The organism is Pseudanabaena sp. lw0831 (assembly GCF_016584665.1).
Classification (GTDB): domain Bacteria; phylum Cyanobacteriota; class Cyanobacteriia; order Pseudanabaenales; family Pseudanabaenaceae; genus Pseudanabaena.
Map to the genome: position 1 here is coordinate 1 of NZ_BBJB01000098.1, position 16,863 is coordinate 16,863.

A 16,863-nucleotide genomic window follows, 5' to 3' on the forward strand; every position below is an offset into this window, starting at 1 on the left:
ATTTAAGTCCCCCAGAATTGGGGGATTTAGGGGGCTAGACACCTTAATCCTAAAAGAAATTCAATTCTTAAATGGGTTCAAAGATCCCCGACTTTTTGTGTGCCTAACAGATCGCTTTTGCTAGGCACACAAAAAGTCGGGGATCTGAGCATTTTATCGTTTTATTTTGGGGATCTACTTGTTCATTCAATGACGAGTCACCCCTAAAGAATGAACAAGCGATCGCTCTGAAGCACAAACAATTGTTAAGCAGATTGTGTTGAAATGTTCTTAACAATTATCTATCCATAGGTTTGATTTTTACTTTCCGAAAGTGTAGTCACACCTCAGAAATTGGTGTTGCGGGCAATTTCCGTAAATGAGAATGGCTCAAAATATTAGTTTGTTACCAATCTTTATATTAAGAAATAAGATCAAATAAAACGAATACTTTACAATTACCGATTAGGTAGAAATCCCTAGAGTAATTGGCTGATAAAGGCTTGCAGAACTTCTCCAAATTTTAAATTAACTCCATGAACAACACTTCTTGATTTGCACAAAATCTGCACAAATTAGTTGTTTTAATCAATTCAATCCCAAACCCATTGAACGACTCAACTGGAAACGGTTAAGGTTTAGCTCTCTTAAGTAAATTGAATAGATGGGTTATCATTTAATCAATTAAGACTTAGGAATCTATATATTTTGAAGATATTTTTTGCAGATATAAATTGCAATTTGATATCACAAAGCAATAGAAGGGTTGGGAGTCATAACAAAATTTATATATTAAACAAGGAGATTCTTTAGAATGCTAGATGCTTTTACTAAAGTAGTTGCCCAAGCCGACACTCGTGGTGCTTTTGTATCTGATTCACAAGTTGACGCACTAAAGCAATTGGTTGCTGATGGAACCAAGCGTTTGGACGTAGTTAACCGCATTACCGCAAGCTCTTCATCCATCGTCACCGACGCAGCTCGTGCTTTGTTTGAAGATCAGCCTCAATTGATCGCTCCTGGTGGAAATGCATACACCCATCGTCGTATCGCTGCATGTATGCGCGACATGGACATCATCCTTCGCTATGTAACCTACGCAGTATTCTCTGGCGATGCTAGTGTTTTGGAAGATCGTTGCCTCAATGGTTTGCGTGAAACCTACAGTGCATTGGGCGTACCTGGTGGATCAGTAGCAGTTGGCATCGAAAAAATGAAGTCAGCAGCGATCGCACTTGCTAACGATCCTAATGGCGTAACCCGTGGTGATTGCAGCGCTTTGATGTCTGAACTCGCTGGCTACTTCGACAAAGCAGCAGCAGCAGTAGGCTAATCATTAATTTCTTAAATTAATTTTTCCTTTGTCTTTTTTTCCTTTTCAAAACATCTCATATAAATTCCTAGAGGTACATTAAGTATGAAAACTCCTTTAACAGAAGCCGTCTCTACAGCCGATTCACAAGGTCGCTATCTTGGCGTTCCTGAAATGCAAGCTGCATTTGGTCGTTTACGCACAGCGGCTGCTAGCCTTGATGCTGCTAAAGGATTGAGCGCTAAAGCTTCCAGCTTGGCCGAAGGTGCAGCAAATGCTGTTTACCAAAAATATCCCTACACCACCCAACAGTCTGGCAACAACTTCGCTTCCACCCCTCGCGGTAAAGCAAAGTGCGTTCGTGACATCGGCTATTATGTCCGCATGATCACTTACTGCTTGATTGCAGGTAGCACTGGTCCTATGGATGACTATCTAGTAAGTGGTTTGACCGAAATCAACCGTGCATTCGATCTTTCTCCTAGCTGGTATGTTGAAGCTTTGAAATCAATCAAGGCTAATCATGGCTTGAGCGGAGACGCTGCTTTGGAAGCTAATTCCTACATCGACTATGCAATCAATGCCCTAAGCTAATCGGTTTTCTTCTAGTGATAATGATTGGCAGCACTTCGCTTCGCCGATCATTATCCTAAAATGTTAAAGCATATGAAAACCCCGAAAACGGTAAGTACGCCCTGCGGGGAGTACTTACCGTTTTCTTTGTTCAATAGGATTTTCAGAACTTCGTCAAATATCCTGTTGAACACAAGCATTTAAAAAAAATTGTTAAAAAAATTTGGGAGCTTAAATATGACAAGTTCTTCGGCGGCAACCCGTTTAGGGTTCGAGCCTTTTGTGAATACTTCTCCTGTAGAGTTGCGGACTAACTGGACTGGAGCTGATGTCATTGGCGTAATCACTGCGGCTAATCGGCAGGTTTTTGGTAACGATCATTTGATGGCATCAGAACGCCTAGTTGGTGCTGAGTCTTTACTTGCTAGTGGCAATATCTCGGTACGCGATTTTATCCGTGCATTAGCTCAGTCAGACTTGTATCGGACAAAGTTCTTTGCCTCTGTTCCAAATACTCGGTTTATTGAATTGAACTTCAAACATCTTTTGGGACGCGCTCCCAATGATGAAGCCGAGATCTCAGAGCATTTAAATCGTTATGTTGAAGAAGGATATGAAGCAGAAATCAATTCATACATTGATTCATCTGAATATCAAGATAATTTTGGCGAGTCGATTGTTCCCTATTTCCGGGGGTTTGCATACCAAACTGGACAGAGAACTGTAGGGTTTACTCGCATGTTCCAGATTTATCGTGGCTATGCCAATAGCGATCGCACTCAATGCAAAAACAAATCGACTTGGCTAAATGAGGAGCTCGCACAGAATGCAGCCAATCCAATTCGGACTCCCCACTATGGTCAAGCTCTAACTGGTACTACTGGTGATGATCGCGGACAGATGTATCGTGTACGCGCAATCAGATCCGATCGTGGACGGACTACCCAGATCCGTCGCAGTGTCAGTGAATATGTGGTTTCCTATGACCAACTTTCACCCACTCTGCAAAGGCTAAACCAAAGCGGAAACCGCATTACGCAGATTTCTCTCGCTTAATGTATTAATCCAGTTTGTTAAAACTACTGCTTCGCAGTAGTTTTAACAAACTGGATTAGATTTCAATTTGCCTAAATATTCAAGGAGAATAAAATATAGTGATTACCAATGCTGCTTCCCGTTTAGGGATTTCTGCTTATAGCGATAGCAGTCCAACAGAACTCCGTCCTAACTGGACACCAGAAGATGCCAAGGTTGTTGTTAACGCTGTCTATCGGCATGTGTTGGGCAATGATTACATCATGGCATCAGAGCGTTTGACTGCTCTTGAGTCTTTACTAAATAATGGACAAGTCACGGTTCGTGAATTTGTGCGTGCAGTAGCGAAGTCGGAATTATACAAAAACAAGTTTCTCTATCCTAACTTTCATACCCGCGTGATTGAGTTGAACTTCAAGCATCTATTGGGACGCGCTCCTTATAATGAAGCTGAAGTAATCGAGCATCTCGATCGCTATCAAAACGAAGGCTATGACGCTGATATTGATTCCTACATTAATTCAGCCGAATACGAAGCTAATTTTGGTGATTCGACAGTTCCTTACTATCGCGGTTTTGAGAACAAAGTTGGCGATCAAACCACTGGCTTTACCAGAATGTTCCAACTCTATCGTGGCTACGCCAATAGCGATCGCTCTCAAATCAGCGGAAATGCTTCTAGATTAGCGGCTGAACTCGCTCAAAATAGTGCTTCAGCGATCGTTGGAGCTTCTGGGGGCAACGATGGCTGGGCATACCGCTCTGCAAAGGGTTCCATGGCTACTCGTGCTTTTGGTCGCTCTTCTACAGGTTCAGGCGATCGCCTTTACCGTATCGAAGTTGCCGCAGTTTCTCTGCCTAGATATCCTAAAGTGCGCCGCAGTAATCGTGAATACATCGTGTCCTACGAGCAACTTACAAATACGTTGCAACGCATTTGTAAAATGGGTGGCAAAGTTGCCAGTGTCACGGCTGTCTAAACAACCTTAGTATGTGTATCTAAAAGGTACAGATATTAATCAATTTCAACAATCTATATTGAAAATTTGTTTTTATGATACCTTCACCTTCACCTTCAGATTCTCGCTTCTTTGTCTATGAAGTAGCGGGGCTTAATCGCTATCAACAACCCGACAATAGTAATTATGCTATTCGCCCTAGTGATAACGTCTTTATCCAAGTACCTTACGATCGCATGAATAAGAAAATGCGGAGTATCACCCGCCTCGGTGGCACAATTGTGAGCATTCGTCCTCTCAATGAGCATTTGCCTAAAGGCGAGTAATATTCACAAAAGTGTGATCACACTTTTGTGAATTAAAAACCAGACCCAGTGAGGGTTTTAAAAACACTTTCGAGAATCCAAATCCCCAACAATAAAGGCAGCGCCTAGCGCTGCCTTTATTGTTGGGGATTTTATTTTAGACTCAACACAAAAAACTTAATTCGGGTAATTAAACCAATTACCACAAAGCTGGAACAGGACGCGATGGTACTGTTGGCTCAAATCTAGGCATAGGAACCGCAGCAGCAGGTTCTTCAGGAGCAGCGCAAGCATTAAACCCTTCACTCAGCAAAGATGAGCAATAAGGACTTGGCAAATCGCGAGTGCGAATAGTCGCATCGCTAAGAGTTTGTAAGTCAATCATTTCTCGATTCATCGCTCGAAAAGCGTTGGCTTGACGCTCAATCCATTGATCCCTAAATGGTGATTGAATATAGGCGTTAGGCAAATTCGGATCGGAGGTCATATCCAAGACTTTGTTCTGTGCCTGAGGATAGGTAGCAGGAAAGTTTCGAGGAAATTGCTCTTGATCCGTAAATGTGGGGTCAGCTAGAGCCGCACCACTAGCTAGCAGCGTCGATGCTGCAACTAATGATGAGGCAAGCCACGAGAACTTAGTACTCATATAAATATGCATCCTCACAGTTGGACGCTGACTAATGTAGCAGATCCAGTCATAAATTGACTGGTTTTAGAAAATTGGGCGTAAAATACAAAACCCAAAAAGAGTTGGCGGCGCTTCACGCCGCCAACTCTTTTTGGGTTTTGTATTTTTATGTGTTAAGCGATCGCTATACACTACAAAAGTATTTATAAGCTCAAAAATAAAATCAAAATTGTGGAACATCCAAATCGTGAAAAGTTACTGGATCTCTTTTGTCGTATTGCTTACAAGAGCGGCGACTTTACCCTATCTTCTGGACAAAAAAGCACCTATTACATTAACGGGAAGTTAGTCACACTACATCCATTTGGTGGTTTGTGGACAGGACAGGTGTTATTGGAGATGTTGCCAGCAGGAACAGGTGCAGTGGCAGGGCTGACATTAGGTGCTGATCCAATTGTCAGCGCGGTAAGTGTCGTCTCGGCCTACGAAAACAAGCCAATTCCTGCGTTGATTATTCGTAAGCAACCGAAAGGACATGGGACGGCTGCATGGATTGAGGGGCCGGAGCTTGCACCAAATACAAATGTAGTAGTGCTAGAGGATGTAGTCACCACGGGGCAGTCAGCATTATTTGCAATCGAAAAGTTACGTGATGCAGGTTATACGGTAACTCATGTATTAACGCTAGTCGATCGCCAACAGGGTGGAGCTGAGCTTTATGCCAAAGAGGGGTTAAAGTTTGGCGCAGTATTTGATATCAGCGAAATTCAGAGTTACGCGAAGGGGCTGTAATTAGAACGTTTAGCGCTCAACATAAAACCCCAAAATATGGCAGCGGGCTAAGCCCGCTGCCATATTTTAGTGATCGATTATTTTATACTTAGATGTCACTTGTCCTAAGACAAGTGACATCAACTATACCAATCCACTGAAGTGAGCCAACACTTCAATGAATTTAAAAACAAACCCAGTAAGGTTTTGAGATTCAAGAAATGGCGTTGCCATTTCTTGAATTGGTATTAGTTACTTTTGAGATTTTGTAATATCTAGATTAAGAAATGGAACTGCACCATTTCCTCCCAATACTTGGGGAAACTTGCCATCCCATTTTTCGATCGCTTGTTTCTGTAATAACTCTGATGTCAGTGTTTCACGCAAAAGTCGCTGTGCTTCCGCTTGTCCCTTAGCGCGGTTGATCGTGGCTTCAGCTTCTTGTTCGGCTTCTCTAGCAATATATACGGCTCGCTGAGCACGTTGCTCGGCAATTTGCTTTTCTTCTACCGCCTTAGAAAACTCAGTTGAGAAATTTAAATCAACGACACTGGTATCTAAGACAATAATGCCGTACTTACTTAAGCGCTGACTCAAAGCTTCATCAAAATCTAGCTTTAGCTCATCACGCTTAGTGATCGCCTCTTCGACGGTGCGTCTTGCTGCGGCGACTTTAAAAGATTCTTGAGTTTGCGGTGCGATAATTTTGGAAACAATATTTTGCAAAGTACCTTGAGTACGACGAATAGTCACGACTTCAATCGGATCAAGGCGAAAGTTAATCGCAAAACTTGCCGTAAGCTGTTGCAAATCCTTAGTCGAGCTTTGGGCTGGGACTTCAAACTTCTGCACAGTCAAGTCATAAACATCAACTTGAGAAATTACAGGCGGCTTAAAATGAACTCCTTCGAGCAATACTCCATCTTTGGCTTTTCCCAATATGCTCAAAACGCCTGCTTCGCCAGGATTGATAATTATAAATGAATTAAAACTGATAACCGCTAGAATTCCTACTATGGCAACTAAGACTAAGGATTGCCAGCTAGTTTCTTGGTCTTGCATTACTTTTTCCTATGATCTTTGGCTTTCGATCATATAGCAATCAACATCTGAATCACGGACTAGACAGATTATTTGATTTCACAGATTTTACCCCGCAGCGCTTTGCGCTGTAAAAATATGCGTCATCTTTTTTAGAATGGTGCAAGGTCTGAGAGATTAAGACTGGGTTCTCAGCCAAGCATTTAAATCAGCAACAGTCTCAAAATCAAATATTGCTACGGCTAGATTTTCTAGCTGTATTTCAGATAGTTTAGAGATTCGCGTCTTGAGTCTAGGATTTACTTTGCCAAACTTGCGGGTTAATTGACGTAGCAACATCGCAACCTGTCTTTGTAAACCGCGTTGTTCACCAATTTGTAAACCGCGTTGTTCGCCAATTTGTAAACCCTCTTGCCTGCCTTCTAGAACGGCTTCTTGGTAGACGCGAGTTTTCTTTAGATCGCTATGGGTAAACATGGCTTCAACCTCTTGACGACTTAGTTTTGGGAATTTGTATACCAATACTGCTTCTATGAATTCTACTACGTTATCTCTAAGTTCGGTGTTTGTTTCTTGTTCGACTTTTTCGGCTAGTTTTCTGGCTATTGTTGGGGCTTTTTTCTCTGTGGCTAAGATTAGCTGAATAATCTCGATACCATGTGAATTTGTTTCTTGCCGCAAATCTTCTAGATATACACGCTTAATCCGCCCCAAGGTGATTAGTTCTTGGCAGAATTTATCGGGTGTTGGTTCGCTTTTGTGTCTGGCGAATATAGCCACGGCTTGCCAGTCTTGGGCGGGGCGATATTGATTTAGGTATAGGAATATTTCGGCTAGGAATTCAGAGTAGAAGTCTTCTTTGGGTTGAAATTGAACTTCTGCTAGAAATATTGGTTTGTCGTTGGTGATGGGCATGAAGATGCCGTCAAACCGAAATGCTTTTTCTTTAATTTCGGCTGAGCTAAATTTGTATCCCTCTGCTTCCGCTATGGGGCGATCGATTAGCTCGAATAGTAGGGTGTGGAAAGATTGGAAGAGTTGATAAAATAGGGTGTCCGTCTTCATTGCTAGGAATCATAGCATGATGGCTAATCATATTGAATATGCAGTGCGTTATCTTTTGTTAATGCACTGCAAGATTATGCGATCGGGCTGATTATCTTTTTAATCACGATTTGATCTAAGTTTGGCAGCCTAGACACAGGAGAATAATCAGCTTTCCAAATATCAAGCTCAAAAAGCTGACTATGATTATCTAAATTTAATTGAACGTATACAGGGATTTTATCTTTATCCAGAAATTCAGCTTCAGCCAATATTTCACCAAGACTTCTATTAGGATTATCGTCGAAGGATTGGAAGAGAAGACTTCCCATCTCGCCATCGTCCATATCCTCAACAAGCACTGCATCTATTGTTGGCAAGATTGTTGAAGCAATCTGAGGGTTTGTCATAAGTAGGGCTTCTATCAATACTGCTTCTTCAGTTTTTAGTAGACGCATATTTATTGTCTTGGAGGTGTAATTCGACCAGCATTTATTTTATCGTCAGGAAGTTTGTATTCGGAGTGAGATGACCGATCAGTTAAAGAATGAAACCCAACACCAACAGACATTATAAGCAATACGATCACTACTGTATATCTGACGCTCCACCCAACCTAATAGTCAGCTCTCATAGCAATTTGCTGTAAGTAATCGATTCGCGCATGTCAGTATTTGAGTGAAACTTAATTTCATGATACTGGAAATATCTGCTAGATAAAGTTCTTAGCTGTTGGCTTTAGATGGCTTCACCTACTTACTCTAGATGAGCGAATCGATTTAATCTTTGATACAGATTTGCCTTTGCTCTAGAGTCAATGTGGGTGTGGATTCAAGATAGTTATCCAGCAAGTTACAGCCTCTCTGCACTAATTTATTAAAATTTAATGTCTCCGCATTCCATAATTTCAGGGTATTGTCTCGACTCGCCGAAACAATATTTTTGCTATCAGGGCTATAGGTCAGAGCATAAGCCTCTGCTGTATGTCCAGAGAGGGTTTTGAGTAGCTTGCCACTTGCCCGATCCATTATTTTGATGGTTTTATCGGCATTTGCCGTCGCGATCGCCTTACCATCGGGACTAAAAGTCATCCCATAGATCCAAGAATCAGCCGTGACCGCGATCACTTGTTCTAGAAAGCCTGTTTGAGCATTCCACAATTTTAATTTGCCATCCTTACCAGCCGATCCAATTTGTTTGCCATCGGGGCTATAGGCAACCGCCAGCCCTCCATTGCTATGCGCTTCCATCGTATGGATATTCTGACCACTGTTCGCATTCCAAATTTTCACGGTTTGATCGTTACTTGTCGAGGCTAGTGACTGACTATCAGGGCTAAAGGCGATCGACCAGACCGTCCCTGTGTGCCCTTCTAAAACAGACAAAAGTTGCGGATTGTCACTATCATTCCATTGCCATAGTTTAATTTTTTTATCCCATCCAAGTGTGGCTAAAATCTTTTGATCTGGGCTAAAGGTAGCATAGATCAGCTTCGCTCCATGAATATTTAGTGAATGCAATAGCTTACCTGTGGCACTATTCCAAATCTTTACGGTTTGATCATCACTTGCCGTAACTAGCTTCGTTCCATCATTATTAAAACTCACCCCATAGACTGTGTCTTCATGCCCTTTGAGTTCCTGCCTGTAAGTTCCATCGGCATTCCAAAGACGTACAGTCTTATCAACACTGCCCGATGCAAACATTTTCCCGTCAGGGCTAAAAGCAACTGACCAAATACTACTTGCATGTCCATAGAGAGTATTGAGCAATGTAGCTTTGAGATCCCAGAGGCGCACAGTCCGATCTTTGCTAGCGGATAGAAGATATTGACCATCAGGACTAAAGTTAACATCAAAAATGCCATCTGTATGCCCTCCTAACCTCAATTCTAATGTTCCCTCAGAATTGAGGATTTGGATCGAACTATCTTGAGAAGCAAGCGCAATCCGATCGCCATCGGCACTGAAATTTAAGCTCAACACATCGGTTGATGTCCCTTTCAAGGTCCGCACTAATTGAATTTGACGATTCTGATCCCTAATCTGCCAAAGCTTCACGGTTTCATCTCTGCCCGAAGTTAACATCTGTTGACCATCGGGATGAAACTTCACGCTGTAAAGTTCTTGATCGTGGGCGATCGCACTTGCGAGTAAGTTACCTTGCAAATCCCAGAGTGCGATCGTTGTGTTTTTAGCCGTCACAATCAAGTTGCCATCAGGGCTAAAACTTGTATCTTGAATAGATCCTGATTCTTTCTCAGGAGATTTATTGCCAACATTTTTAGGGTTTAATGTCAGCAGTTCAAGCCCGCGATCGCTATCCCAAAGTTTTACAGTGCCATCCTTACTGCCAGTAAGTAATCTTTTACCATCAGGATGAAAGTTTACTCTAAAAATATCGTCTTGATGAGCATAGAACTTGCTAATCAACTTGCCAGTGCGAATATCCCAAATCCTGACACTCTTACCCTTCCCTGCGGAGGCGATCCTTTTACCGTCAGGACTAAAACTTAAGCCCCGAATCTCGCTTGTTTTCAGCCCAACTAAACGCGCAATCAGAACACCATTACTTTGATATAAATCTACGCTTCCGTCAAAGCTACCAAAAGCGAGAACTTTACCGTCGGGGCTAAATTTCGCGGCATAAAATGGAGCATCTCTTTTCTTGGAATAAAATCGATAGCGCTCACGGATGTTATAGACAATGGTTTGCAGATTTTCAAAGGTTGACTGGGTAATTCTAGCTTTATCAGTTCCCTCATCCGTATACTTTAACTTTTTCGCAGATTGGACAATTGTCGCTAGTGATTCTAATTGACGATTGAGCAAAAAGCTGGAGTTTGCGGAAGAAATCAAAGCTTCGATTTCACCAACCTCCGCAAGCTGGCGTTGACGATTTGCTTGAAAGGCTAAACCTGCCATTACAAATAATGCAAAAACAGTTCCCACCAAGGCAAACTTAGTGAGGCGACTAAGGTTCGCTTGGCTACGTTGAGCCGAGAATTGGACTTTGCGTAACTCATTTCGTAAGCCCGTTTCCTGATTAGCGCGAATAAATGAAACTAGGTAGTCATGGACAAGTTGATAGCGATTGCTCGGCAATTCAGGCAATTGGAAGATTAAACCCGACCCAATTAAAATCTCTAAAACCAGATCAAGATCTTCAGTATTGCTAGAGTAAGATAATAGCCCTGTTCGCAATTCATTGTAAGTAAGCAATGGACGCTTACCTTGCTCATCAGTGAGCAAAATCAATACCTGTTGAGCAATAAAGGACGCATTACCACAGGCTTGAATTACTTCTTCAACTGATTGTTCGACAAGGCGTTGCTTAGATCCAGCGGCATGATAGGCTGCGAGGGTAATGATATTGCGATCTTGAAGTTGAGAGCCAACTAGTTGCAGTTCGATCGGGCGCACAGATCCGCGATCGCCTGCGAGATCTTTCACCAACTCATCAACAAGCATCGGCTCAAGAGTAAAATTGGCATGTTCGGTGAGATTTTCGATCAGAGATTTAGCATCAGATGGGGAGAGATTACCTAAGGCATAACGAAAATTACGGCTTAAGATATCAACTTCAGTATGATTAGATTCTAGTTCTAATAATAAATGCAGGTAATCTTCACGGATGGAAACGACTAGTTTTAGTAAAGGGATTTTTAAACAATTTTGCCAAAAATCAACAAAAAATTGTCTTTCTTGTGGTTGAGCACAAGTAGAAAAGAATTCTTCAAACTGGTCAAAGATTAAAACAATCTTCGTGCCCTGAGATGCCAACTGTCTCAGTTTGTGCAATAGATTGAAAACATCACGATCTCCATTTTTGCGGCGTTCGCTCAATCCATTCGATAGCGCATCTGCATTACTGGAAACATTAGTATCAGGACTGAGGTTGGGATAAATGGCAAGAGAGATCGCATTGATCCAATTTGTATAAACATGAATCTCGATCGGTAGTAAATCTTGACCTGTGAGCGATCGCTGTAATAGGGCTGGGAACAGTCCTGCATTTACCAATGAACTTTTACCAACTCCCGATTCGCCATGAATTACGGTTAGTTGATGCTCAATTGAAAGAACCCTTTCCACTAACCGCTCAACATCTTGAGTCCGCCCCGAAGCCGCGATCTCTCCTGCATTAACATCAAACCGACTAGCATCTAGCTCCGCAATACTGGAGTTAGGAGAAAGCTGTTTCGGTTGAAGAATGCCAGCTCCGACAAAGGCTCTCAGTCCATATTGCTGCTCTAGCGATCGCTGTCTTTTCCTCGCTTGGAATGCGTCAAGATAGCGTCCTTGAGCAAAAGCAATATCATGAAAAGCATCAAGGAACCGAATATATAGCTTCGGTGCATAACTAAGATTAAAGCTAGCGATAGTTGATTCAATTACTTTTGCAGCAAGTTCTAGTTCTTTAAGCTGAAGGTAGCTCTGGGTGAGTAAGAGTTGATATTGACCTCTCTGAATATGGCGCATCCGCATCCAATTATGGGTCAGGCTTTCTTCATTAAAAACAGGAACTTTCTCTAACGTGTCAAGAGCCTTAGATGCATAATCTTTAACTTGGGGCCATAATCCCCTTTCTACAGCAATTTTGGCTAAGTATCCATAATCTTGAGCAAGCTCCAAGGGAATCTGCTGATGCAATGGCAACAAGGATTCAATCCATAGTTCTAGTTCTTGCCATTGCTTAAGTTGTTCGAGGACACCGCTATAGGCTCGGCTATATTTAGCTATTAAGTCCAATTGATTTTCTTGCTTAAAAGCGGCGATCGCTTCTTGAAAAAACTGTTTTGCCTTGCGCCAAGAATCTTGAGCCTGTCGCCCATTCACAAAGGAATTATGCCACCACAAATTCCCTAAATAAAATAAAACGATCCCACTCTCGATCGGGCGATCGGCTTTTTGCCAATAGGCTAGACTGCATTGATAATAGATTTGAGAAACACTATGTACTTCACCCTGAGATTCTTCATACACGTCACTAGCAATTGCTTCTTCAGATCGCCACAATAACCGTCCAAGGGCAAAGTCTAGTTTTGCTTCTAATTCTAGGGAAATCTCTTGATCATTGCTGTACTGAGCAATTCTCAGTTCGAGCCTAGCTAGCTCTAGCTCTCTATAGGAGAATGATTCACGTTCAGCATCGATTTTGGTGTCTTGCCAAAACAAGGGAATCTGAGGATCTCTAGCAATCTCAAACAATCGATCTACTTGCCGATGAACTTCTGCATCTAGTTGTTCAGGGCTCAAGCCAAATTTGATCGGCGGCGCTGCCAAATTTGCTAGCTCAGGGGCATTAGTCCATAACTGTTGCAGTTCACGATCATTTAGCCACAATACCAATGGACAGTTAATCTGCTGCTTGAGGCGATCGCGAAATAGGTTAGCTTCTAAAAATAAATCTTCTAAATGTTCGGGTCTAGTTTGCTCTAAGCCCAAACACATCAGGGCAGAAATATCCTCAGTCTGACCATCTCGCCCCAAATTTTGCCCCGAATTTTGCCATGCATTTTGCAATTTATCATAGAGAGTCTCTGGAAATTCCCGCCACCAAAGCTCACGATATGTAGAGCCTGTTTTTGAGCTTAATGAACTCAACAGTTTCTGTCTAAGACTGCGGTAATTACAATTAACAATAATCAGCGAAAAAGATCCCCGAAATAGATTGATCGCTCTAGCTAATATCTCTAGCGATCGCCCATTGAGAGAATGTGCGTCTTCCACCTGTCTGATCGACTGTTCGATCTGAATCACTTGTTTAGTTTTACCGCGATCGCGATACCGTCATTTACACAGACATACTACTACAGCTAAAACCCAAAAGATGAGAGGCGGTGCTTCGCACCGCCTCTCATCTTTTGAATAAAAAACGCTACAATTGTTAAAAATTGTAAAGACTTTTGCGATTTTTAACAAATTTTCCATCAAAGCTACTCAAAATCTATGACTGAATTTGCTACTAAACTCGTTGAGTCACTCCAGCCAATTTCCGATCAATTTAAATCCCTCAATGTGCCCGAACCAGTTACCCATTGGGGGCATCCATTTTTTATGGGGATCGTCATTGTGGCGATGGGATCTTTTGTGGCAATTTCAGGATGGCGCAGCCGCACCACCACAGATCCTGAAGTTGCAACCAAAAACAAAGCCGATCATCGCAAGGTTGCTCCACTCATGACCGTATTCTTGGCTACAGGCTACACAGGTGGATTGCTGTCCCTTGTCATGCAAGCAAAACCACTGCTAGAGAGTCCCCATTTCATTACAGGCTCAGTAGTATTAACTTTGCTGGCGATCAATGGCGCAATTTCACTGACTGGTTTTGGTGGTAATAAGCCATTTCTTCGCAATGCTCATGCCTATCTAGGCAGTGCGATCGTGGTGCTTTTAGTTGCCCATGCCTTTCTAGGACTTAAGCTCGGTCTTTCTATCTAAGTTCACTCAACCTTTTAAGTACCCTAGCACAATTAAAAAACCAGAGCAAAAATCTGTACCGCCCGCTACGCGGGCGGTACAGATTTTTGGGCTTTATATTTAATTGTGCCTAGCTACTTAACCCGAACCAATAAATTTTTAAAAGTGTTGCTTCGCAACACTTTTAAAAATTTATTGGTTCGTTTGATCAAAAACTGCTGGAAAAGCAAAGATTTACTGCTTCGCGGTACATCTTTGCTTTTCATTGCTATACAAGCCTAGATGGGTTAGTATTTGCGATAACTAAGCACACTTTACCGCCTTAACCCGCGATCGCCGAATATGGAAAACTGGGAGTTTTTGCTACAACGCAAAGGTGACAAGTCCTGGTTGCCCTTAGAATCTCCAACTGTAGAGATCTTGGAAGGCCAGTACCGACTTGCTGCACGCTCTGCTTTAGCAAATGCGCTAGTTGGGATTGCGATCGCCTATCGCCCTCTCGCAGATGTGCGGCATCAACCTTTGCAACAAAAAATCGCCAAACGCATCAGCCATGATGGATTGCTGATCGTCATGCCCTACACAAACTTTGTACCAGGGATATGGCAAATTGATTGCATAGCTACAGAATCTGGCTCAGAATCAGCAAATACCAATTTAATCCCTGCATGGAAAAAAACAGTCAAGTTTGATGTAATTCAAATCTCAGCAGAAGCTGGTTCCGACTGGCAATATAACGAGGTTGAAGAAGATTTAGAAACTCCTGCCGAACTTGCCAATGAATCACATACCAATGCATTGGGAATCATCCAAACTGAGCCAACCCCTCTAAGTTATAGCTCACCAATACTCGATATTGCGGAACAAAGATCAACTGAACTCGTCGCATCGATGTTTGAAGAGTTTGCGCTCTTTAATGATGAGGATGAAGAAATTGATAGTAATTCTCAAGATCTAGAATCAGAAACAGAATCTCTAAGAGATCGCCCTAATCTGATAGAACAGGTAGAAGCATATGGCTCAAACGTTTTAACAGATGCAGATGCAGATGCCCCACTTCAGCCACGTATTTTATTACGTTTAAAACAGCCTCAATATATTCTTAATGAAGACAATAGCTTCAACCTCACAGGCGAAGTCTATACTCAAGGGGAAATCGAAGTAAGTCTCAAAGATCCACAAACCCTTGATGTCCTCGTAAATCAACGCTTCGAGATCGCAAGAATTAGCGATCGCAACCCAGCAACTGGCGCGATGACATTCACTTATCAGATTATTGTGCCGCCACCTTCAGAGATTCAAGTTCTAATTGGTGAAGTACAAATCCATCCCCAGCAAGACTTTCAACAGGATAGTGATTTGTATGTGACTCAACAAGCGATCGCAGTTTCCTATCCTGCTTCACGAGTTCTACCCGAACTCATTAAAGAAGCCCAGAAATATTCTCCCCAAGAAACAACTCCCAATTCTCAAACTAAAAACACATCTAGCAATCAGCCTAGTTACTCACAGTTTCCACAGAGTTTTCCACAGGTGTCAACATCAACGGAAAACCAACCTAGAAGTCTATCGCCAAAGCCAAAGCCAGCCAATTCGCTTAGTCTTCCACCCATACCTTCTAATAGGGCTAAAGCTAATCAGGCAGAGGTATTTAAGCCACAAGTACCTGCCAATTCTTTGTCGTTGCCACCTTTACCATCTGAGCAAAATAGGGCTATTAATCAGACTGATAATCCAACAAATCCTGAAATAACCGATGATTATCCTCAAAGTTTTCCACAGGTTGCTGCCGATATTCCTCAGGAAATTGAGTCAGAATTTAATCTGACAAACATTGGGGATTTAGCTGATAGCGATCGCCAAATTCCATCAAACTATGAAGAAGAACCAGAACTACTTTACAGTTTTGAAGAAGAACTTCCCCAAAACTACGAAGAGTTGCTAGAAAATCTGCCAAGTCCTAATGTTCAGCCTTCCCGTAATCGTAGCAACCGTTTTCTCAATAAGCTACAAACTCTATCTGCCGATGCGATCGCTGCCCAAAAAGCCAACCAACGCACCGAAGAACTATTACTCGACACCTTTCCACCTAGAGATCCATTACTAGCAGATGATTTATCGAGTGCTTCGACTAGTGCATCCATCGATCTAGACCATCCCGAACAAACTCCCCGAACAATCGCCGAAGCCACCAGCCTTGCCGAACTAGATCTTGAACTTGATGTTGAGCTTGATCGTTTACTAACTCCTGAACCAGATTTAATTTTAAATGAATATGTTTGGGAAGACCCTATTGATTCCAACACTTTCCCAATTAGCACTGTGTCAAGCCAAAATTCCGCTGCTTCCACTTTGTCTGAGACCGCCCAAACTATCCGCAATATTCAAGAAACTTCACCACAGGCGTTATCAGATCAAGAACCAATTCCCATTCCTGAAATCCTTATTCCCGCAGGTGAGCTAATTTCAGGAACACCAATGCAAGTCATCGTGCGCTTACCTGCGCTTGCTCCTAAATTCTTTGTGAAATTCTGGATTAAAGATTTGCAAACGCGGATGATTGTCGATGGGCCACGTTGGCTATTAGATTTTAGTACTGTTCCCAATGCTGAGTTTATAGAAACCCGCACAAATATATCGATTCCGCTCAGTAGTATTGATGTTGCTTTTGAAGCGATCGCGATCGAAGCGCAAACACAACGAGAAAGTCATAAAGTGAGGGTCACTCGCGCCGTGACTCCACCCAACTTAGCCCAAGACACCGATTTTGATGAGCCATAAAAAAGCCAAAAAG

Annotated in this window: 13 protein-coding genes; 8 read left to right on the plus strand and 5 right to left on the minus strand. The window is 42.3% G+C overall.

Features of this window, described 5'->3' with window-relative positions:
• The first annotated feature begins 793 nt into the window (after positions 1 to 793).
• From APA_RS20650 to APA_RS20670, 5 genes are all read left to right on the plus strand, one after another.
• Entirely contained in the window at positions 794 to 1,312 is a 519-nt protein-coding gene (locus tag APA_RS20650) for a phycocyanin subunit beta (protein WP_201324116.1), read from the plus strand.
• A gap of 84 nt (positions 1,313 to 1,396) precedes the next feature.
• Complete coding sequence (gene cpcA, locus APA_RS20655) at positions 1,397 to 1,885, plus strand: phycocyanin subunit alpha (protein ID WP_103667082.1); 489 nt, start codon at positions 1,397 to 1,399, stop codon at positions 1,883 to 1,885.
• Positions 1,886 to 2,101: 216 nt separating this feature from the next.
• Positions 2,102 to 2,920, plus strand: coding sequence for a phycobilisome linker polypeptide (locus APA_RS20660; protein WP_201324117.1), 819 nt, complete (start codon positions 2,102 to 2,104; stop codon positions 2,918 to 2,920).
• A gap of 95 nt (positions 2,921 to 3,015) precedes the next feature.
• Positions 3,016 to 3,879 (plus strand): phycobilisome linker polypeptide, encoded by an 864-nt coding sequence (locus APA_RS20665; protein WP_201324126.1) that lies wholly within the window; start codon positions 3,016 to 3,018, stop codon positions 3,877 to 3,879.
• A 74-nt stretch (positions 3,880 to 3,953) separates the two neighbouring features.
• Positions 3,954 to 4,184, plus strand: a complete 231-nt coding sequence (locus APA_RS20670) for a phycobilisome linker polypeptide (RefSeq protein ID WP_201324118.1) — start codon at positions 3,954 to 3,956, stop codon at positions 4,182 to 4,184.
• A 178-nt stretch (positions 4,185 to 4,362) separates the two neighbouring features.
• Here APA_RS20670 and APA_RS20675 read toward each other — a convergent pair whose 3' ends face one another.
• Complete coding sequence (locus APA_RS20675; RefSeq protein WP_201324119.1) at positions 4,363 to 4,809, minus strand: hypothetical protein; 447 nt, start codon at positions 4,807 to 4,809, stop codon at positions 4,363 to 4,365.
• A 213-nt stretch (positions 4,810 to 5,022) separates the two neighbouring features.
• On the opposite strand from APA_RS20675, the gene pyrE reads away from it, so the two are divergent.
• The gene (pyrE, locus tag APA_RS20680; RefSeq protein ID WP_201324120.1) at positions 5,023 to 5,583 is read left to right on the plus strand and encodes an orotate phosphoribosyltransferase; all 561 of its coding nucleotides are present in this window, start codon (positions 5,023 to 5,025) and stop codon (positions 5,581 to 5,583) included.
• A gap of 231 nt (positions 5,584 to 5,814) precedes the next feature.
• On the opposite strand, the gene APA_RS20685 is transcribed toward pyrE, so the two are convergent.
• The 4 genes from APA_RS20685 to APA_RS20700 all read right to left on the minus strand — a co-directional run bounded on the left by APA_RS20685 (position 5,815) and on the right by APA_RS20700 (position 13,409).
• On the minus strand, positions 5,815 to 6,624 hold the full coding sequence (locus APA_RS20685) for a prohibitin family protein (RefSeq protein WP_103667088.1): 810 nt from the start codon (positions 6,622 to 6,624) through the stop codon (positions 5,815 to 5,817).
• A gap of 156 nt (positions 6,625 to 6,780) precedes the next feature.
• Entirely contained in the window at positions 6,781 to 7,668 is an 888-nt protein-coding gene (locus APA_RS20690; protein ID WP_201324121.1) for an Rpn family recombination-promoting nuclease/putative transposase, read from the minus strand.
• Positions 7,669 to 7,742: 74 nt separating this feature from the next.
• Positions 7,743 to 8,105, minus strand: a complete 363-nt coding sequence (locus tag APA_RS20695) for a hypothetical protein (protein ID WP_201324122.1) — start codon at positions 8,103 to 8,105, stop codon at positions 7,743 to 7,745.
• 321 nt (positions 8,106 to 8,426) lie between these two features.
• Complete coding sequence (locus tag APA_RS20700; RefSeq protein ID WP_201324123.1) at positions 8,427 to 13,409, minus strand: WD40 repeat domain-containing protein; 4,983 nt, start codon at positions 13,407 to 13,409, stop codon at positions 8,427 to 8,429.
• Between the two features lie 189 nt (positions 13,410 to 13,598).
• Here APA_RS20700 and APA_RS20705 point away from each other — a divergent pair, with 189 nt between their 5' ends.
• Positions 13,599 to 14,090 carry a DUF4079 domain-containing protein gene (locus tag APA_RS20705; RefSeq protein WP_201324124.1) on the plus strand — a complete coding sequence of 164 codons (492 nt, stop codon included), beginning with the start codon at positions 13,599 to 13,601 and terminating at the stop codon, positions 14,088 to 14,090.
• Positions 14,091 to 14,411: 321 nt separating this feature from the next.
• Positions 14,412 to 16,850, plus strand: coding sequence for a hypothetical protein (locus tag APA_RS20710; protein WP_201324125.1), 2,439 nt, complete (start codon positions 14,412 to 14,414; stop codon positions 16,848 to 16,850).
• The last annotated feature ends 13 nt before the right edge of the window (positions 16,851 to 16,863 follow it).

Bases quoted from the DNA above. Each gene is read 5' to 3' on its own strand.
- APA_RS20705 (WP_201324124.1), top strand. From the start codon at position 13,599: ATGACTGAATTTGCTACTAAACTCGTTGAGTCACTCCAGCCAATTTCC.
- APA_RS20685 (WP_103667088.1), bottom strand. From the start codon at position 6,624: ATGCAAGACCAAGAAACTAGCTGGCAATCCTTAGTCTTAGTTGCCATA.
- APA_RS20660 (WP_201324117.1), top strand. From the start codon at position 2,102: ATGACAAGTTCTTCGGCGGCAACCCGTTTAGGGTTCGAGCCTTTTGTG.
- APA_RS20670 (WP_201324118.1), top strand. From the start codon at position 3,954: ATGATACCTTCACCTTCACCTTCAGATTCTCGCTTCTTTGTCTATGAA.
- APA_RS20690 (WP_201324121.1), bottom strand. From the start codon at position 7,668: ATGAAGACGGACACCCTATTTTATCAACTCTTCCAATCTTTCCACACC.
- APA_RS20695 (WP_201324122.1), bottom strand. From the start codon at position 8,105: ATGCGTCTACTAAAAACTGAAGAAGCAGTATTGATAGAAGCCCTACTT.
- APA_RS20675 (WP_201324119.1), bottom strand. From the start codon at position 4,809: ATGAGTACTAAGTTCTCGTGGCTTGCCTCATCATTAGTTGCAGCATCG.
- APA_RS20650 (WP_201324116.1), top strand. From the start codon at position 794: ATGCTAGATGCTTTTACTAAAGTAGTTGCCCAAGCCGACACTCGTGGT.
- APA_RS20710 (WP_201324125.1), top strand. From the start codon at position 14,412: ATGGAAAACTGGGAGTTTTTGCTACAACGCAAAGGTGACAAGTCCTGG.
- cpcA (WP_103667082.1), top strand. From the start codon at position 1,397: ATGAAAACTCCTTTAACAGAAGCCGTCTCTACAGCCGATTCACAAGGT.